This is a genomic window from Pseudomonas marginalis (assembly GCF_024169655.1).
GTDB classification, from domain to species: domain Bacteria; phylum Pseudomonadota; class Gammaproteobacteria; order Pseudomonadales; family Pseudomonadaceae; genus Aquipseudomonas; species Aquipseudomonas paraveronii.
Map to the genome: position 1 here is coordinate 3,358,323 of NZ_JALJWV010000001.1, position 18,876 is coordinate 3,377,198.

Below are 18,876 nucleotides of genomic sequence, written 5' to 3' on the forward strand. Positions count from 1 at the left end.
TATTGTTGTTTTTGATAGCGCTACTTTTCGACGATGGCGGTAATGCCCAGCCCGCCCGCCGCACAGATCGAAATCAGGCCGCGACCGCCGCCGCGCTCGTGAATGGCCTTGGCCAACGCCGCTAATTGCCGGCCGCCAGTGGCGGCGAAAGGATGACCGCAGCCCAGGGAGCCACCGTTGACGTTCATCTTCGCGCGGTCGATGGCGCCCAGCGGCGCGTCCAACCCCAGCCGTTCGCGGCAGTAGTCGGCGTCTTCCCAGGCCTTGAGTGTGCAGAGCACCTGGGCGGCGAACGCTTCATGAATCTCGAAGAAATCGAAGTCGGCCAAGCCCAGGCCTTCGCGCTTGAGCATGCGTGGCACGGCGTAGGCCGGGGCCATCAGCAGGCCTTCGCTGCCGTCGACAAAGTTCACCGCCGCGGTCTCGCCGGTGCGCAGGTAGGCCAATACCGGCCAGCCGTGTTCGGCGGCCCACGCCTCGCTGGCGAGCAACACCACCGAGGCGCCATCGGTCAGGGGCGTGGAATTGCCCGCCGTGAGCGTGCCATGTTGCCGATCGTAAGCCGGGACCAGGCCGGCGAGTTTTTCCAGGCTGGTGTCGGCGCGCAGGTTGTTGTCGCGGGCCAGGTCGCGATGGGGGCTGATCAGGTCGTCGAAAAAGCCGCGCCGGTAAGCCGCGTCCAGCCGTTGGTGGCTGGTGAGGGTCAATTCATCCTGGGCCAGGCGCTTGATCTGCCAGCGCCTGGCCATTTCTTCGCAGTGCTCGCCCATGGACAGGCCGGTGCGCGGTTCGCCATTGCGCGGCAGCAGCGGCTTGAAGAACATCGACGGACGCACCTTCAGCAGCGTCTTGACCTTGTCGCCCAGGGCCTTGGCGCGATTGGCCGCAAGCAAGGTGCGGCGCAGCGCTTCATTGATGCCGATGGGAGCGTCGGACGTGGTGTCGGCGCCGCCGGCAATGCCCACCTCGATCTGGCCGAGGGCGATTTTATTCGCCACCAGCAAGGCCGCTTCCAAGCCGGTGCCGCAGGCTTGTTGCAGGTCGTAGGCCGGGGTTTGCGGGGACAGCGTGGTCGATAACAGCGACTCACGCGCCAGGTTGAAATCCCGCGAGTGCTTGATCACAGCGCCAGCGACAAACTCACCCAGACGCTGGCCGTGCAGGTTGTAGCGGTCGACCAGGCCTTGCAGTGCCGCCACCAGCAAATCCTGATTACTGTCGTGGGCATACACCGTGTTCGAACGGGCAAACGGAATACGGTTGCCGCCGATGATCGCCACGCGGCGAGTCGGGGCCGGGTTGAAGCTGTAGTCACTCATTTAAGGCTCTCATTCCAGATGAACAACCCGCGCATATGGGGCCTATCCCCGGCAACATTGCGCACTTCCAATTCACGGCGCGGGCCGGTTACCGGGCGATTCCACAGGGCAACCTGGCCGGGCAGGAAGATCGGCAGCTTGAAGTCGCAATGGGCTTCGGCCTGGTCCAGGCCACCGGGTGGCTGCTGGGAAGCCAACGCGCGGCCCAGGGTCCACATGCCATGGGCGATGGCGCGGCGAAAGCCAAACAGTTTCGCGCCGATCAGCGAGGTGTGGATCGGGTTGAAATCCCCCGAAACAGCGGCGAAACGCCGCCCCAAATCCGCCGGCAGCACCCAACGCTGGGTGCGCAACAGGCCCTCTTGCTGTAACGGCAGTCCGTCATTCCAAGGCTCCCCCAAGGGATTTTTAATCTCCCGGCGCAGGTACAGGCTGTCGCTTTCCCACACCAGGGTGCCGGCACTGTAGGCGCGGGTCGCGATGCTCAAGGCCTGCCCTTTGGGGTGGGCGACCCAGCGCTCGCAAAACACTTCCAGGCGCAGGGCCTGGCCTTCGTGCAAGCGCTGCTGCTGACGAATACGGTTGGCCAGGTGGACCATGCCGCTGGCCGGGTATGGGAAGCTCGGCCGGGTCAGCAACATCAGGTGCAACGGGAACGCCAGCACGTGGGGATAGGACAGCGGCACGCCTTGCTCACGCCGGAAACCACAGGCGCGGCCATAGGTGGCGATGTCGGCGGCCGACAACGCCACCGCCGAACGTACCAGGCGCGCCTTGGGCAACTCAGGCGCGCCGTCGAGCTTGGGTTTGCGCAGGGCGCGCACGCTGTCCAGCAGCAACTCGGTGCGCGACGGTAGCGGGTCGATGATCTGGGTCATGTCGTCCATGGTTCAGGCTCCCAGCAGGCTTTGGCCGCACACGCGCACGACTTGGCCGTTGACGCCGCCGGACGCCGGGTGAGCCAGCCAGGCGATGGTCTCGGCCACGTCGGTCGGCAGGCCGCCCTGGGACAGCGAATTCATGCGCCGCCCCGCTTCGCGGATCAGCAGCGGGATCGTTGCGGTCATCTGGGTTTCGATGAAACCGGGCGCCACCGCATTGACCGTAACCTGTTGCGCCGCCGCTAGCGGTGCCAGGCCATGGACCAGGCCGATGACACCGGCTTTGGACGTGGCGTAGTTGCTTTGCCCAAGGTTGCCGGCGATGCCGGAAATCGACGACACACAGACGATGCGCCCACCGGGGTTCAAGCCCTGGCCTTCCAGCAGCGCGTTACTCAGTTGCAACGGCGCTTCCAGGTTGACCGCCAACACACTGCGCCAGGCCACTTCGGTCATCTTGGCGATGGTCTTGTCGCGGGTGATCCCGGCGTTATGTACCACCACGTCGAAGGCGCCGTATTGGCTGACATGCGCCTGCAACAGCGCCACCGCATCCGCTGCGGTGATGTCCAGCGCCAGCGCCGAGCCACCCACACTGGCGGCGGCCTGCTGCAGCGCGTCCTGCGCCTGAGGCACGTCCACGCACACGACATGCGCGCCGTCCCGCGCCAACACCTGGGCAATCGCCAAGCCGATACCACGGGAAGCGCCAGTGACCAGTGCGCGGCGGCCGGCGAAGGGTTTGTCCCAGTTGACGCTGACGTGGCCGTCCACCGGCTTTTCCAGACGCACCACCTGCCCCGACACATAGGCCGAACGGCGCGACAGAAAGAAACGCAGGCTGCTGTCCAAGGCGTCTTCGGCCCCTGGTGCGACGTAGATCAATTGCACGGTGATCGCCCGGCGCAGTTCCTTGGCCAGCGAACGCACCAGGCCTTCGAGGGCACGCTGGGCGATGGCCTGGGGCAAGTCCTTGCAGTGTTCCGGGGCGGTGCCGAGCACCACCACGCGGCCATGCTGGGCGAGGCGCTTAGCGTTGGCGTGGAAAAATACGTAGAGCTCATCGAGCTGCTGCAGGTCGACTACGCCGGAGGCATCGAACACCGCCCCCTGCACCTTGACCGTGGACGGCGCCTTGAGGGTCGCCGCAGTGGCGGCGACCGTGTCGGTGGCGCTGAAAATCTGTTGCACTTGCGCAGTCAGGCGCCCTGCCCCGGCGACGATCACCGGGTTGGCCAGGCCTTGCTGGCCACTGCGATGGCGTTGCAGCGGCAACGGTTGCGGCAGGCCGATGGCCTGGGCCAGGCGTCGGCCCCAGGGGGAATTGACGAACGAAAGGTAGCTGTCACTCATATAAACATCCACTCTCAATACGGTATCGGCATGAGCACCCGAGCCATGTGGGCGCGTTCATTCAGTGCCATTCAAGTGACCGAAGCATTCTCGCCCTGGCTGGTACGACGCTTGGTGGACGGTTCCAACGCTTGCTTGCGTTGCTGCAACGCCTCCAGCAGGCCGAAGTCCTGCGCGAAGTCGTCGACCTGGATGGCGTGGTCGGCATATTCCACATAGCGTGCGAGCAAGGCGTCTTCGTCGCTGCTGATCAAGTCCAGCGCCCGCGCCTTGACGCGCCACGCGGCAAAGGCCGTGGCGGCGATGGGCATCGGTTCAAGCAAGCCCTGTTTGATCGCGGGCTTGAGCCGTGCTTCGATCAGCTCCACCTGCGGCAACAGGCGGAAAGCCAATTCGCCGTAGGCCAGCTTGTCGATTTCCGGACGTGGGATGTAGGAATTGGCCAGCAAGCGCTCACGGGTTTCACCGGGGGTCTGCACCACATCCGCCACCTGAGCCAGCAGCCGATCCGAGGGTTTGCGCAACGGCATGCCAAACGGAAAACTCAAGCCGCGCACCACCGCCGCCGCGGCTTTCGACGGATAGTTATCGAGTGTTTCGGCGAGGGCTTCATGGGCGCGCAGCAACGCATCCTGGGCCGACCAATGCACCAGCGGCAAATCCGCCTGGGGCCGGCCGTCATCTTCAAAGCGCTTGAGCACGCAGGACAGGATGTACAACTGCGACAGAATATCGCCCAGACGCCCGGTGATACTTTCCTTGCGCTTGAGCGCACCGCCGAGCACGCCCATGGAAACATCCGAGATCAATGCCAGCACCACCGACAGCCGATTGGCCTGGCGATAGTAGGACGCCAACGCCGGGTCGGTCTTCACCGGGGCGCCAATCAAGCGCCCGCCGGTCAACGCATGCACCGCTGCGCGTGTGGTGTTGGCGAGGACAAAGCTCACATGGCCGAACATCGCACTGTCGAACGCCTCCAGCGCCTTGCGTCGGTCGGGGTTGCGCGCGGCCTCCATCTCGCGGAACACATAGGGATGGCAACGAATCAGGCCCTGGCCAAAGATGATCAGGCAGCGCGTCATGATGTTCGCGCCTTCCACCGTGATCGCAATCGGGCTTTGTTGATAAGCACGGGCCAGGAAGTTATTCGGACCCATGCAGATGCCCTTGCCCGCGACGATATCCATGCCGTCGTTGACGATCATCCGTGCGCGCTCGGTGACGTGGTACTTGGCGATGGCCGAAATCACCGAGGGTTTTTCCCCCGCATCCAGGGACGCCACCGACACCTTGCGCACCGCATCGCAGGCATACAAATGCCCGGCCATGCGCGCCAACGGCGCCTGCACACCTTCGAACTTGCCGATGGGCAGGCCGAACTGTTTGCGCATCGCCGCATAGGCGCTGGTGCCGCGTACCGCGACCTTGCCCAGGCCGACGTTGGCCGATGGCAGGGAAATCGCCCGGCCGGCCGCCAGGCACTCCATCAACATGCGCCAGCCGTTGCCGACTTGTTCGCGGCCACCGATCACCCAGTCCAGGGGAATGAACACATCCTTGCCGGTGGTAGGACCGTTCTGAAACACCGCGTTGAGCGGCCAGTGCCGGCGACCGCTGTTGACGCCGGGATGGGACGTCGGGATCAGCGCACAGGTGATCCCCAGCGAACCGGGCTGCCCGAGCAAGCCATCCGGGTCTTCGGCGCGAAACGCCAGGCCGAGCACCGTGGCAATCGGGCCAAGGGTGATGTAGCGCTTGTCCCAGGTCACGTTGAAACCCAGCACTTCCTCGCCTTCGTGCAGGCCTTTGCAGACGATGCCCAGGTCTGGAATCGCCCCGGCGTCGGAACCGGCATACGGGCTGGTCAGCGCGAAACACGGGATGTCTTCGCCACGCGCCAGACGCGGCAGGTAGTAATTGCGCTGGGCATCGGTGCCGTAATGCAGCAGCAATTCCGCGGGGCCCAGGGAGTTGGGCACCATCACCGAAATCGCCGCCGCCGAGCAGCGTGTCGACAGCTTCATCACCACTTGCGAATGCGCGTAGTGGGAGAAGCCTTTGCCGCCGTACTGCGTAGGAATGATCATGCCGAGGAAACCGGCGTCCTTGGTGTATTGCCAGCCTGCGGGGGACATGTCTTGCCAGACCTGGGTGGTTTCCCAGTCGTTGGCGATGTCGCACAGGGTTTCGACTTCATTGTCGAGGAACGCTTGTTCCTCGGCACTCAGGCTGGCCGGCGCGGCTTGCAGCAGGCGTTGCCAGTCGGGTCGGCCGCTGAACAGTTCGGCATCCCACCACACAGTGCCGGACTCGATGGCCGCGCGCTCGGTGTCGGACATTGCCGGCATGATGGTACGAAACAGGCTCAGCGCCTGGCGGGTCAGCAGGCTGCGACGCAGCGGTTTGATGGTCATCAGCAACGCTGGCAACACCACCAGCAGCGCCACGACGGTGGTGCCGAAAACGGCGACCACGTTGAACAGGTAGCCGGCCGCCAGCCAGGCCAGGCCGGCGCCCAACCAGTGGATAGCGGCGGCTTGTCGATATGCCAGGGCAATCGCGGCTGCGAAACCCACCAATAACCAGATCACCATGGGGATACCTCAACTTGATTCAGGGGACGGCCAACGCCCAAACAGATCGGAATGACCTGTGACGTAAAGCCACACTACAAACTTAAAAAGACAATTTCAAATTTTGTTTTAAAATTTTTATTTAGTCATTTGACAAAAAAATTAACGGCCTAAAGAGTCAGCCGGGTTGATTAGTGGTGAAGGGATCGGAACGGGTCGCGTGGGCGACCCGTCGATGCAATGCCAGCCCCAGGCCGGGCAGAAAGATGCGCTGACTGCTCACGGACAGTGGCGTGGCGACAGTAGATCAAAACTCGTAGGTGACCCCCAGGCTGACTACGTCCCCATAAGCCTCCGCCTTGCCGTCCAAGGTTGCACCGCCCAGGCGATCCTGGTTGTGGGTTTGCAGCTTGGCCTTCTCAACAAACTGGTGGGAGTAAGAACCGTCGATGCCCAGGCCTGGGATAGCCCGGATCTTGTAGCCGAAGCCCAGGGACGTGAAAATCCGGTCGCCGTCTGGAATACGTGGGTCGCGGGTGGAGTCCCGGGTAGGCGTCTGGTCCGTTGCCACACCGGCGCGCAGAGTGAAGTCGTTGGTGAGTTTGTAGTCGCCACCGAGGGAGACCATCCAGGCATCCTTGTAGTTATAAGGAATGGCCACAATGGTGGAGCCTTCAGATTTCAAGGTCAGGTTTTTGAACGATGACCACTGGGTCCAGGTGACGCTGGCGCCGAGGGTGAATCGGTCGGTGAACTGGTGCACCCAGTCAACGGACGCGTTGGCGGGAACATCCAGTTGAGTGGTGGCATTGGCGCCATTCGAGTTAAGCGTAAGCCCCGGGTAGGCTTGAGAAGGAAGACCAGAGTCGATCAGTCCCTTGGAAAATGGATCAGCATAAATGCTGTACTTACCCTCTAGTTTGTTTTTAATTTTTGCATGATAGTTCAGGCCAATGGTGTCTTGCAGAGTGGGCTTCCAAGCCAAGCCTGCGAACCAGCCCACCGAGGTATTGTCGACCTTCACTCGTATCAGCGAGTATCCCGCACCGGAAGGAAACGCAGCGCCTATCGCTGGCGAAAGGGCTGCAGCGGCAAACAGGTCGATGTTCTGGCTCACAAAACCCTTGGTGTGCTGAACAATGGCGCCGCCACCGACAGAGAACTCATCATTGACCTTGAATGACAAGGAACCGGTCACCCCCACCGTTTCGATTCGGGTATCCACAGCAAAGTCGCGTCCGATCCAATCGTCGTCCCAAGTGGTACGCGCGCCCATCGGCACGACCTGGCTTAGACCGAAGGCGAAACGGTCACCCAGCGGCATAACCATAAAACCAGTAGGTAACCAGGCAGTGAAACCGCCTTGGCCACCGTCACCGGTACGCGGGACGGAGTCGAAAGTGCCGTTAACTGGATCAAGAGTGACTTTGGCCGGATCATTGCCAGCATAATCCTTGGCCGTTCCCTTGTATTTGATATTGATACGCGCGTAATCGATGTTGAATTGCGCGACATTGTGATCGATGAACGCCATGGCAGCAGGGTTGTTGTACGCCGATGACGGGTCATCTTTAAACATTGAACCACCACCAAATGCGCGACCCCACCCCTCTGCCCCGAAAGTTGGCGTGGCGAAGCCACCGGCCTGTGCTGAACTCGCGGCTACCAGTCCGCTCACTATAGCCAGCCCTAATAATGTGCGAGCGTGTTGTTTTTTATTTTTCATTTACCACTCCTGATTATTTTAAGCGCCGGTATTACCGGGTATGCCTTGTTCCGCAGGCCTTTCCAGTTATTCTCGAATCAAGTAACTACGCGACCCAACAGCGTTCTTTAAAGAAAAAACAGATTCAAAAAAACCAACAGCAGGCGCCCTATTAAAGACGCCTGCCTTTTAACGGGTGATCAGCCCTTAGTTCTCAAACCAGAATCAAGGAACAACGGTGATGGGTGTGGATGTGGCCGAGGTAACGGTCACGTTCAAGGTTTGCACTGTGCAATTTGGTGCCACAGCCTGACCGGACGCAGTCAGGACGTGCGTGGTATTGCTGTAACCGACCGAAATAGGCGACGGACCACAGGTAGTTACAGGCAGAGGGGCATGATTAATATTGAAGCCAACACCAGCGACGGTGCCAAGCGCAGCGGCGCCCGACAGACTTGTGGCGGTCAACGTCCAAGGCAAGTAAGGAGTTGTCTGTGGATAGTTACACACGTCGCTAGATCCGCTTACTACTGCACTGGTAATGATGCCGAGGCCAGCACTGTTGACAGACCCAGTAAAAGTCACGTTACAGGTAATCGGAATTTGGAACGAAGATGGAGACTTCGTGACAATGGTGCCTGTAGCAGTGAACCCTGTGTTGAGTGGGCTCAGACTAACAGCATTCGCCATCGAAGCAGCACCCATGCACACGGTCAAAGCGGACAACGATACGAGGGTTTTCAAACTTTTCATTATTTTTCCTCACATGTTATGGCGAATCATTTCGCCAGGGGTAATGGCCATGAACGAGAGGTCACGGAGAAACTGCAGAACTTCCCTTTCCAGCCAAATTTCAATTCAATTACCGCTGCAACTATCGGATGTAGTTATTCGACAACTTTGAAGTTGGCCGGCATCTTGATCGACACCGTCTTGATCTTGCAGTCTTCGCCAATCGGCACATTGGCGGCTTCCAACTTGCCGGTGGCGTTATCCCAGGTGCCGTCGGCCGTGGACGGGCCGCACTTGCCGCCCAGGCCAAAGGCGTGGACGTCCACGCTGATCTTCGACATCGAGCCGCTTTGGGTGTCTTTGGCCACTAATATCCACGGCAGGTTGATGGCTTCGACCCGGCTGCACTTGAGGCCGCCGTCGAATTCGACCTTGTCGACATTGACCGAGGAACCATCGGCGGCGACCTTGCCCGCCACCTTGATGGTGCAGTCGGCACTGATCAGTTTGCCTTTGGAAAAACTGATAGGGCCTTGCGCAGTAAACGTACTGCCGGCAGGTTCAATACGGGCAGCCTGGGCCTGTTGATAGACAATCAGACCCAATGCCGCCAATAGAATATGGGCGGTGAACTTGGCAGGTGCTTGCATGGTGGACGTCCTTCCCTTGCTTTTATTGTTGTGGGGTCAAACAACTTTCTTGCAATGAAATCAACAAACGACGGGCGATAAAAAACCGCGCGACACAAAGATCCCGAGCACGCTAGGTAACTTTCTCAGTTCATCTCAAAACGTCTTAGTATGGCCGCCGTATTGTGTCAGATAGTGCAAACGCTTGGACGGTTGAAGATTGGTCAGGGTGATATCCCCGGCATAATGCCTGAGCACTCGATGATCCATCCGTCGTCGCCACAAGTACGGTACATAAGCCCAGACAATCATGCTCGCATAACCGTAGGGAAGTTGCGGCGATTCATCGAAGTGACGCAACGATTGATAACTGCGCGTCGGGTTGGCGTGGTGATCGGAATGCCGTTGCAACTGGAACAGAAAGATATTGGTGACAATTCGATTACTGTTCCACGAGTGCCGCGGTGAGCAACGCTCATAACGCCCATTGGGCAACTTCTGGCGTTTAAGGCCGTAGTGTTCGACGTAGTTCACCACTTCCAGCAGCGAGAAGCCGTAGATGCCCTGGATGATCAGGAACGGAATCACCGCCGCCCCCAACCAGACAATCATCGCGCCCCACAACACCACGCTGTACAGCCAGGCGCTGAGCACCGCGTTTTTCCAGTGCCAGGCCGGCAAGCCGAGTTTGCGCAGGCGTTCGCGCTCCAGGTTCCACGCCGAACGTGTGCTGCCCCACACCGAACGCGGCAGGAAGGCCCAGAAACTCTCGCCAAGGCGCGAACTGGCCGGATCTTCCGGGGTGGCGACACGGACATGATGGCCGCGGTTATGTTCGGTGTAGAAGTGCCCATAGAACGTCGGCGCCAGGGTGACTTTGGCCAGGAACACTTCCAGCGGCTTGGGCTTGTGCCCCAGCTCGTGGGCAGTGTTGATCGCGATGCCGGTCGCGGCGCCCGTGGACATGGCCATGCCCAGGTACGTGAACGCACTGACCTCACCGTGAAGCTGGGTGCGCGAGGTGATATAGGCGGCCGTTTTTGCCAGCCCGCTCGAAGGCTCCAGTGCGGCGCTGGCCTGGAGCAAACCGCCGTGGATGATCCAGTCGATACCGCCGACCGCCAGCCAGCCGGTGATCACCACCGAAGCAATGACGAACAGCACGCCGGTGTAGATGATCCAGCGGTAGTAGCGTTGCGATTCGAGGTGGCCGACGGCGGACTCGGGCGGGTTACTCACGTCTTCGCCCAACAGGCCATCGATCAGCGGGATGAGGCCGAAGATCACCAATACGCCAACCCACCACAGTTGTTGCACGCCGCTGGTGATTGCCAGTGTGCCGGCGAGTAAAGGCGTTGCCAGGGGCAGGATGCCGAGCCACCACAGGTGGCGTTTGCCGTCGGCCCAGACCTGCGGAGTTGCCAGGGTCTGACTCATGGCAACCTCCGGACGAGGCAGGTGCAAAACAGGTTCGAGGAGCGCGAAAAGCTCCGGGAAATCAACCATGCGATAAAAGACGTTTTTTTCATTGTTATTCGCTCTTAGGCATTTCAAAAATCATTTCAAAACAAACATTGAAATATTTTTTTAAATAAATAACGCGGAATCATTAGGTCGTCAACTAGTTTTTCAAGCCCTTATTGACGTGACCGAGCAGTCTCTTTTCCCGCCACAGGGTCAGGTGTCTAGGACAAGCATTGACGCTGTTCAACCGCGGGTCGGAGGGCACAACTATTTGCTCGCCAGGGCGAACGGAGGATGCAACACCGTGGCGTTTTGCACCGCCCGGGCACGTTTAGCCACCTGTTCCACCACCGCCACCACGCGCTCCGTGGCGGTGATCGGCAGCATATGGCCGCGCCCTTCCACCAACTGCAGCTTGACGCCGGGCACCCGGCTCGCCAGGGCCTGGCCGTGCTTTTGAAAGTCCAGCACCTGGTCCTTTGCGCCGTATATCAGGCCAATGGGCAGGGTCAGTTGCGGGTAGCGCTTGACCATGCCCGGCAGGTAATCGTTGACCTGGTTGATCTCGGTGGAGGCCGCGTAGAAGTTGGCCGGGCGCATGCCGAGCAGCCCACCGCCGCGGGTGGCGAAGTCCGCTGGAGCGGGATCGGGGGCGAACACGCCTTTGACCACCGAACCTTTGGTCAGCAGGCCGATAGGCAGGGTCAGGGTATGCGACAGCCAGCGACGCAACCCTGCCGGGCGCACCGCCAATGACAGGAACACCAGCGGCAATAGGCGTTGGGGATGGGTCAACGGTGCCACCAGGATCAACCCCGAGACCGCGTGGGGATGGTCAAGCGCCAGTGCCAGGGCAATCGCACCGCCGAGGGAATGCCCCAGCACCAGCGGTTTTTCCAGGCCCAGCGTCTGAATAAAGGCAGCGATTTGCCGGGCCTGGGCCGGCAGGTCCGCCGCCGTACCCGGATGCCGGGAGGAATAGCCCGACCCCGGTCGGTCGACGCTGATGACGCGAAAATGCTGGCGTAACTGGCCGGACAAGGCGTAGGTCAGGTTGCGACTGCTGCCCATCAGCCCGTGAATCATCACCAGCGCCGGGCCCTTGCCCTCGTCGTAATAATGAAAGCGCTCGCCATCGACCTCGACGAAGCGCCCATTGCCTGGAACGGCCGCTTCAATGCGCCGTGTCATCCAGGCACTGAAGCCCCCTAACACAACGCTCGCTGCGACCAGCACACCCGCAGCAATAACCCATTCAACAGCCATAGCTCGGTCCTCTGCTTCCCTGCTGCCGACCGCCCGACCGGAATTGATCAAGGCCTCAGCCATCGTCCACACCCTGGACCTAAACTTCGTGCATACCGTCGGACACGTCGCACATGAGGAGCCAGGGACTAGCGTAGGCGATATTTTCAGGTAGATTATTTAAAATCTTTTTTAAAATAAGTAATTCAATTTTTCTTTGCAATGGTGTTCTATCTAAAAGACAAAACAAAAACAGGAGCACATCCGATGCCCATGCAGGACAGCCTATGAATGCCCACAGCGATTCCATCGACATCGCCATCATCGGTTCAGGCTTTGCCGGCCTGTGCATGGCGATCAAGCTCAAGCAAGCCGGGTTTACTGACTTCTTTATCGCCGAGCAGGCCGAGACACTCGGCGGCACCTGGCGCGACAACCACTACCCAGGGTGCGCCTGCGATGTGCAGTCCCATGTCTATTCGTTTTCGTTCGCGCCCAACCCGGACTGGACACGCCAATTCGCCCCGCAAGCGGAGATCCGCGCCTATCTGGAGCAATGCGCCCGACGTTTCGCGCTGGCGCCGTATCTGCGCTTCGGCATGGGCCTGCAACGGGCGGTGTTCGATGAGCAGCAACAACGCTGGCAACTGAGCTTCAGCAATGGGCGCCAGGTCAGTGCGCGGGTGCTGGTGTCGGGCATGGGCGGCTTGTCGCGCCCGGCGCTGCCGGATATCCCGGGGCTGGACAGCTTCAAGGGCCAGCGCTTTCACTCCCAGCAGTGGGACCACGCCTATGCCCTGAAGGGCAAGCGTGTGGCGGTGATCGGCACTGGCGCCAGCGCCATTCAGTTCGTGCCGCAGATCGCGCCGCAGGTGGCGCATCTCGACCTGTTCCAGCGCACCCCGCCGTGGATCATGCCCAAGCCCGACCGGCCGATTTCGCGGGTTGAGCGCTGGGCGTTCAAGCACCTGCCCTTCACCCAACGGCTGGTGCGCGGCGCCTTGTATTGGGCGCTGGAAGGCCGCGTGGTGGGTTTTGCCCGGCACCCACGGCTGATGCGGATGGTGCAGAAAATCGCCCTGCGGCATTTGCACAAACACGTCACCCGCCCTTCCCTGCGCAAGGCGCTGACGCCGGACTACACCCTCGGCTGCAAGCGCGTGCTGATCTCCAACGACTATTACCCGGCGTTGTCGCGCAGCAATGTGCAGGTGGTGACCGACAGCGTGCTGCGCATCGAAGCTGATGGCGTGATCACCGCCGACGGCGTCAAGCACCCGGCCGATTGCCTGATCTTCGGCACCGGCTTCCAGGCCACCGACCCGCTGCCCCGCGACTGCATCATCGGGCGTCACGGTGTCGACCTGATGGACGCCTGGCACGACGGCGCCCACGCCTACAAAGGCGCCACGGTGCCCGGCTACCCGAACCTGTTCCTGATCATCGGCCCCAACACCGGCCTGGGGCACAACTCGATGATCCTGATGATCGAAGCCCAGGTCGCTTACATCCTCGATGCGCTGCAACAGATGCAGCGCCACCGCATCGCCACGGTAGACGTCAAACCCTCGGTGGAACAGGCCTACAACCGCCAACTGCAGGACAAACTCACGCGCACCATCTGGAACACCGGCGGTTGCCGAAGCTGGTACCTCGACCCCCGCACCGGCAAGAACACCACCCTGTGGCCGGGCTCGACCTGGCGCTTCAAACAAATCACCCGGCATTTTGCGCTCAAGGATTATGTCGCCGGCATGGCGCCGATTGACGCGGCTCCCCGCGCAACGGCTGCGCCACACTCCACCGCAGAAGGGAGCCTGTCATGAAGTCATTCAACGGCCGCGTGGCGGCGATCACTGGCGCGGCATCCGGCATGGGCCGTGCGTTGGCCCTGGCCCTGGCGCGCGAAGGTTGCCACCTGGCGCTGGCGGACAAGAACAGCCAAGGCCTGGAGCAGACCTTGGCGTTGATCAAGACGTCGACGCTGTCACCGGTGCTCGTGACCACCCAAGTGCTGGATGTGTCCGACCGCCAAGCCATGGAGGCCTGGGCCGCGCGCTGCGTCGCCGATCACGGCCAGGTCAACCTGATCTTCAACAACGCCGGGGTGGCACTGTCGAGCACCGTCGAAGGCGTGGACTACAGCGATCTGGAATGGATCATCGGCATCAACTTCTGGGGCGTGGTGCATGGGACCAAGGCCTTCCTGCCGTATCTCAAAGCCAGCGGCGACGGCCATGTGATCAACACCTCCAGCGTGTTCGGGCTGTTTGCCCAGCCAGGCATGAGCGGCTACAACGCCAGCAAATTCGCGGTGCGCGGTTTTACCGAAGCCCTTCGCCAGGAATTGGACCTGCAACATTGCGGCGTCTCGGCCAGTTGCGTCCACCCCGGCGGCATCCGCACCGATATCTGCCGCAGCAGCCGCATCGACGCCAACATGACCGGCTTTCTGATCCACAGCGAACAGCAGGCCCGCGCCGATTTCGAAAAGCTGTTCATCACCGACGCCGACCAGGCCGCCAAGGTGATCCTGCAGGGCGTGCGCAAGAATAAACGGCGCGTACTCATCGGCCGCGATGCGTATTTCCTCGACCTGCTCGCCCGCTGCCTGCCGGCGGCCTATCAAGCGCTGGTGGTGTTCGCCAGCAAGCGTATGGCCCCCAAGCAACGCACGCCGGTGCTTGAAACCAACGACGAACCCCGTCTCTGAACAGGAGCAAGCCCATGCTGCCGATCCGTCGCGATATCCGTTTTGCCTTGCCCGCCGAACGCATCAAGAACTGGCACGAACAAGGCCCGTTCATCACGCATTTCTTCAATGCGCTGTCGCTGCTGTTTCCCCAGGGCGAACTGTTTTTCATGGACAGCGTGCGCCACTACCGCCAACGCATCGATGACCCGGCGCTGACACAAGAGATCCAGGGTTTTATCGGCCAGGAGGCCATGCACAGCCGCGAACACGTGGCCTACAACGACTTGCTGCACGCCGCAGGCCTGCCAGCACATCGCCTGGATCGACGCCTGAAATTCTTCCTCGACCTGCAGAAAAAACACCTGCCGCCGTCGTTCAACCTGGCGGTGACCATCGCCCTTGAGCATTACACCGCGATGCTCGCGGAAATCCTGCTGAGCGACCCCTCGCGCTTCGGCGATTCGCTCAAGGGCTACCAGCAGATGTGGTACTGGCACGCCCTCGAAGAAACCGAGCACAAGGCGGTGGCGTTCGATGTGTGGAACCGCGTGATCAAGCCAGGCCCGCTGCGCTACCTGCTGCGCACCGGGACGATGCTGACTACGACGCTGCTCTTCTGGCTGGTGGTGTTTGATTTCCACCTGCGCCTGCTGATTGCCGACCGCCAGCCCGGCGGGCACCTGCAAGGGTTCTGGCGCATGCTCAAGTTTTTGTATGGGCCCAAGGGCGTGTTCCCGCGGATGCTGCGGCCGTGGCTGCACTACTTCAAACCGGGCTTTCATCCGTGGGACCACGACAACCGTGCGCGCCTGGCACGGATCGATGGCTTGGTCGAAGAGATCGAGCAGACCCAGCGCGAATACCGCTCAGCCCAGGCCCAGGCTTAGGCCAACGCGGCGCGCTTGCGCACGAAACCTGGCAACTGATCGCCCCGCAGCGCCACTTGCAGCACCACGGTCGCCCGATCACCGTGGGTGCTCAGGATGGCGCAAACACTGTTCAAACTGCGCTTCACCGAGCGTCTGGCCGCCTTGGCCAGTGTTGCGGTCGCACACGTGCGTTTTCAGGTGCCTCAGCACGCTCACTGACGCGTTCGCTATTGAGCAATGGAACTTTCTGACAAGAACCAATCCCTAAGCCAGCTTCAAGAGGTAAAATCGGCGGCTTTTTCAGGATTCCCTGATACTCCAACCAGGGAACAGGCTGAAGTCGCAGGCAGCAAGGAGGTTGGCTTGAGATGCAACACAAGTGGTCGAATACTATGCACCCACTGATGTTTAACGCCGTACTGTGGTTATGTGGGGTTGCTCTGCTCTATCTGATCAAGGCGCTCGTGGAAGTGTTTTCAGGGCCCATCAGCGAAACCTGGATGGACCTGACGCTGGTGCTGACGGCGTACCTGTTACTCTTCGTTCTTGACCCCATACGAACCAGGATAAACCGCCGCCTGCACAAACGCGCCCGGCGTAAACAGGCTCGCCAGGACACCGGCACGGGTGCCTGACACTTTTCTAGGAGTAAACCTTTGTCCCAACCCGGCGATACCCATCAACTCGCGCTGGACAGATTCCTGCATGAGCACCCGGATGTACTCACCCAACTGGACACCCTGAACCCACTGGCCGCCCAGGCCAAAGGCGAAACCCTGGCGCAATACCGCGCCGAACGCCTGCATGAAGCGTTCGAAGCCGAAGCCGAGCGCCTGGGGCTGTTTGCCTGGGAGCTGACCCTCAAGCTGACGGCCGAATCCGCCCAGGCATTCGAAGCGCAACGCCTCGAAGTGCATAGGGAAGTGGCGCAGATGGCGGGGATGAGCTGGGACGAATACTGCGAGTTGCATGGTGTGAGCGGCTGACACCGCATGCCATGAACCCGCAGTGCCACGCGGGTTTTATCGCGTCACACCATCGCCAGCGGATGCTTGCGCTTGGGCGCCCCGAACACCCGGTCGATGGCATCGAGGTCGTGCTCGTCCAGCACCAGTTGAGCGGCCGCAGCGTTAAGCCGCACATGCTCCGGCGTAACGGCCTTGGGGATGGCGATCACCCCGTCCTGACGCACCACCCAGGCCAGCGCGACCTGCGCGGGCGTTGCCTGATGCCGATGGGCGATCTGTTTAAGGGTGGGGCTGGACAGCAACTCGCCACCTTGCGCGATCGGACAGTAAGCCATCAACGGCAAGTGATGTTGTTGCCACCACGGCAGCAGGTCGAATTCAATGCCGCGCTCTTGAATGTTGTAGAGCACCTGGTTGGTCGCGCAGGCCGGTGAAGCGAGTTCCTGCAGGTCTGCCACATCAAAGTTGGAAACGCCCCAGCGGCCGATTTTACCGGCTTCGCGCAAACGCTCGAACGCTTCGACGGTCTCTTCCAGTGGGTACTGACCGCGCCAGTGCAGCAGGTACAGGTCGATGTATTCGGTGCCCAGCCGTTGCAGGCTGGCGTCGCACGCACGCGGTATGCCCGTGCGACTGGCGTTATGGGGGTAGACCTTGCTCACCAGGAACACCTGCTCGCGCTTGCCGCGAATGGCCTCGCCAACCACGCTTTCGGCGCCGCCTTCGCCGTACATTTCCGCGGTATCGATCAGGCTCATGCCCTCCTCGATGCCGCACTGCAGCGCCGCGACTTCGGCGCGGCGCCGGTCCGGGTCTTCGCCCATGCGCCAGGTGCCCTGGCCGATGACAGGGACCGGAACACCGGCCAGATCAATGGTTCGCATGACAACCTCCTGATGTGTTCGCGGGTTAACAGTGTGGCATTCACCAGACAAAAGGGTTCAATCGAAGTATGGTTGCCCTTTGCCAAATCGCCGGGAAGGGCCTGCAATGCTGTTTGTCGTAATGCTCGGGGGTAAGCACCCACGGGCCAGGATCGAAGTCCATGACGTGGTATTCGCCGTGGCGGATACGCTGGACGCCACCTACCCACAGTTGCGCGACGCCTGGTTTGGCAGCCCCAAGGGTATGCATATCGATTCGTGGATGGCGGTCGATGGCGTCGACGGCTGGAAAGTCGAGCTCAGCCATTTGGCGCCCCAGGCCGGCGCGCACCACCTGTACTTCATCAACCTGGGCGGCTACGAGGCCAACCGCTTTGGCGAGGCGCATCACTACCTGCTGGTGGTTGCCCGCGACAAGAAGGAAGCGACGTGCAAAGGCAAGCAACAGTTGCTGCGCCACTGGTCACAGGCCCACACCGACGGTGTGCTGGACATCGACGACTGCCTGCCCATCGACCTGGTGGACGGCCGTTACCTTCACCTGGTCCAAGGCCAGCACCAGCCGGTGATCCAGCAGAACGACTACAGGGTGCTGGCGTGAGCGCCATGGCCGGATAGCTCATTTCATGAGAGGGGGAGCCTGCTCTAAAGTGCAGTGATGTTGTTCAGAATGATCGCGACGGCCTGGGCTGGGCTCATATGGGTTACCTGAAGATTCATCGCAAGGCGCAACTTTATCCTATAGACGCATGGCGATGCCGTGCATGATCGGTTCCACGCTCCCGGTCAGCACCACGCCGCCCTGCCCGTCCCACTGCACGGTGACCGTGCCGCCGTCACATTGCACCTCAACGCTATCGTCAAGCAGGCCGCGTCGAATTCCGTTCACCACGGCGCCACAGCAGCACGAGCCAGACCCCAGCGGCACCCCGCCCCCGCGCTCCCAGATACGCAGGCGAATATGCCCGCGATCAACAACCTGGACAAAATGCACATTGGTCCTGGCGGGAAACAGCGCGTGAACTTCCAGTGCCGGACCCAGGGTTTCCACGTCGACGGCGGCCAGGTCCGCGACAAAGAAGGTGCAATGGGGGTTGCCCATGCTGCACGCCGCGGGGTTACCTTCGAGTGGCAACCACAGGGTGTCCATCGACTCGGCCAGCGGCACTGTTTCCCAGCCCAGCGATGGCGCGCCCATATTCACCGACACCCGCCGCCCCGACGCACGCTCACACGTCAGTAAACCTCGGTCAGTACGCAGCACGATGGAATCGGTGCCGGCTTCGTGCATCAGCCGGTCGGCCACACCGCGCGTGGCGCTACCGCACGTTTGCAGCGGCGTGCCATCGGGGTTCCAGAATTTGATCCGCGCGGCGGCGTCTGCACAGTCGAGCACCACCGCCAACTGGTTGAAGCCGATACCGGTGTGACGATTACCGAGGCGACGAGCGAGTTGCGCGGTGATCGGATCATCCAGACCACGGCGATCGATGATGATGAAATCGTCGCCATGGGCGTGCATCTTCACGAAAGGCAGCGTCATGGGGTGTGCTGTG

18 protein-coding genes are annotated in these 18,876 nt (G+C 61.2%); 6 read left to right on the forward strand and 12 right to left on the reverse strand.

The genetic code is table 11. The features are described from left to right. Positions 1 to 20: 20 nt before the first annotated feature. From J2Y83_RS15145 to J2Y83_RS15185, 9 genes are all read right to left on the reverse strand, one after another. Positions 21 to 1,319, reverse strand: coding sequence for an acetyl-CoA C-acetyltransferase (locus tag J2Y83_RS15145; protein WP_253396370.1), 1,299 nt, complete (start codon positions 1,317 to 1,319; stop codon positions 21 to 23). Continuing rightward, complete coding sequence (locus J2Y83_RS15150; RefSeq protein ID WP_253396372.1) at positions 1,316 to 2,206, reverse strand: MaoC family dehydratase; 891 nt, start codon at positions 2,204 to 2,206, stop codon at positions 1,316 to 1,318. Before J2Y83_RS15150 ends, J2Y83_RS15145 begins: the two co-directional genes overlap by 4 nt. A 3-nt stretch (positions 2,207 to 2,209) precedes the next feature. Continuing rightward, positions 2,210 to 3,553: a 3-oxoacyl-ACP reductase gene (locus tag J2Y83_RS15155; protein WP_253396374.1), complete on the reverse strand. Its 1,344-nt coding sequence runs from the start codon at positions 3,551 to 3,553 to the stop codon at positions 2,210 to 2,212. 71 nt (positions 3,554 to 3,624) lie between these two features. Next, on the reverse strand, positions 3,625 to 6,150 hold the full coding sequence (locus J2Y83_RS15160; protein ID WP_253396375.1) for an acyl-CoA dehydrogenase: 2,526 nt from the start codon (positions 6,148 to 6,150) through the stop codon (positions 3,625 to 3,627). A 286-nt stretch (positions 6,151 to 6,436) separates the two neighbouring features. Further along, positions 6,437 to 7,855, reverse strand: a complete 1,419-nt coding sequence (locus J2Y83_RS15165; protein ID WP_253396377.1) for an outer membrane protein transport protein — start codon at positions 7,853 to 7,855, stop codon at positions 6,437 to 6,439. Positions 7,856 to 8,059: 204 nt separating this feature from the next. After that, on the reverse strand, positions 8,060 to 8,587 hold the full coding sequence (gene praB, locus J2Y83_RS15170; RefSeq protein ID WP_253396379.1) for an alkane oxidation protein activator PraB: 528 nt from the start codon (positions 8,585 to 8,587) through the stop codon (positions 8,060 to 8,062). A 134-nt stretch (positions 8,588 to 8,721) separates the two neighbouring features. Then, the gene (gene praA / locus J2Y83_RS15175) at positions 8,722 to 9,216 is read right to left on the reverse strand and encodes an alkane oxidation protein activator PraA (RefSeq protein WP_253396381.1); all 495 of its coding nucleotides are present in this window, start codon (positions 9,214 to 9,216) and stop codon (positions 8,722 to 8,724) included. Between the two features lie 135 nt (positions 9,217 to 9,351). After that, a complete protein-coding gene (locus J2Y83_RS15180) occupies positions 9,352 to 10,632 on the reverse strand; it encodes an alkane 1-monooxygenase (protein ID WP_253396383.1) in 1,281 nt (426 codons plus the stop codon). 294 nt (positions 10,633 to 10,926) lie between these two features. Continuing rightward, positions 10,927 to 11,925 (reverse strand): alpha/beta fold hydrolase, encoded by a 999-nt coding sequence (locus J2Y83_RS15185; protein ID WP_253396385.1) that lies wholly within the window; start codon positions 11,923 to 11,925, stop codon positions 10,927 to 10,929. A 266-nt stretch (positions 11,926 to 12,191) separates the two neighbouring features. Between J2Y83_RS15185 and J2Y83_RS15190 the strand changes: the two genes are divergently transcribed. The 3 genes from J2Y83_RS15190 to J2Y83_RS15200 are packed head-to-tail and all read left to right on the forward strand — an operon-like array spanning position 12,192 to position 15,486. Then, positions 12,192 to 13,730 (forward strand): flavin-containing monooxygenase, encoded by a 1,539-nt coding sequence (locus J2Y83_RS15190; protein WP_253396387.1) that lies wholly within the window; start codon positions 12,192 to 12,194, stop codon positions 13,728 to 13,730. Then, entirely contained in the window at positions 13,727 to 14,617 is an 891-nt protein-coding gene (locus tag J2Y83_RS15195) for an SDR family NAD(P)-dependent oxidoreductase (protein ID WP_253396389.1), read from the forward strand. Before J2Y83_RS15190 ends, J2Y83_RS15195 begins: the two co-directional genes overlap by 4 nt. A gap of 14 nt (positions 14,618 to 14,631) precedes the next feature. Then, entirely contained in the window at positions 14,632 to 15,486 is an 855-nt protein-coding gene (locus J2Y83_RS15200; RefSeq protein WP_253396391.1) for a metal-dependent hydrolase, read from the forward strand. On the opposite strand, the gene J2Y83_RS29600 is transcribed toward J2Y83_RS15200, so the two are convergent. Then, on the reverse strand, positions 15,483 to 15,614 hold the full coding sequence (locus tag J2Y83_RS29600) for a hypothetical protein (protein ID WP_301295014.1): 132 nt from the start codon (positions 15,612 to 15,614) through the stop codon (positions 15,483 to 15,485). The genes J2Y83_RS15200 and J2Y83_RS29600 overlap by 4 nt on opposite strands. A gap of 222 nt (positions 15,615 to 15,836) precedes the next feature. Between J2Y83_RS29600 and J2Y83_RS15205 the strand changes: the two genes are divergently transcribed. Both J2Y83_RS15205 and J2Y83_RS15210 read left to right on the forward strand, forming a co-directional pair. Beyond that, a complete protein-coding gene (locus tag J2Y83_RS15205) occupies positions 15,837 to 16,103 on the forward strand; it encodes a hypothetical protein (RefSeq protein WP_247403933.1) in 267 nt (88 codons plus the stop codon). Between the two features lie 21 nt (positions 16,104 to 16,124). Continuing rightward, positions 16,125 to 16,454 carry a DUF6388 family protein gene (locus tag J2Y83_RS15210; protein ID WP_253396393.1) on the forward strand — a complete coding sequence of 110 codons (330 nt, stop codon included), beginning with the start codon at positions 16,125 to 16,127 and terminating at the stop codon, positions 16,452 to 16,454. A gap of 44 nt (positions 16,455 to 16,498) precedes the next feature. Here J2Y83_RS15210 and J2Y83_RS15215 read toward each other — a convergent pair whose 3' ends face one another. Further along, on the reverse strand, positions 16,499 to 17,320 hold the full coding sequence (locus tag J2Y83_RS15215; RefSeq protein ID WP_253396395.1) for an aldo/keto reductase: 822 nt from the start codon (positions 17,318 to 17,320) through the stop codon (positions 16,499 to 16,501). A 106-nt stretch (positions 17,321 to 17,426) separates the two neighbouring features. On the opposite strand from J2Y83_RS15215, the gene J2Y83_RS15220 reads away from it, so the two are divergent. Then, positions 17,427 to 17,921, forward strand: a complete 495-nt coding sequence (locus J2Y83_RS15220) for a DUF1543 domain-containing protein (RefSeq protein ID WP_253396397.1) — start codon at positions 17,427 to 17,429, stop codon at positions 17,919 to 17,921. A gap of 138 nt (positions 17,922 to 18,059) precedes the next feature. Here J2Y83_RS15220 and dapF read toward each other — a convergent pair whose 3' ends face one another. Then, complete coding sequence (gene dapF, locus J2Y83_RS15225; protein ID WP_253396399.1) at positions 18,060 to 18,863, reverse strand: diaminopimelate epimerase; 804 nt, start codon at positions 18,861 to 18,863, stop codon at positions 18,060 to 18,062. Positions 18,864 to 18,876: the final 13 nt, after the last annotated feature.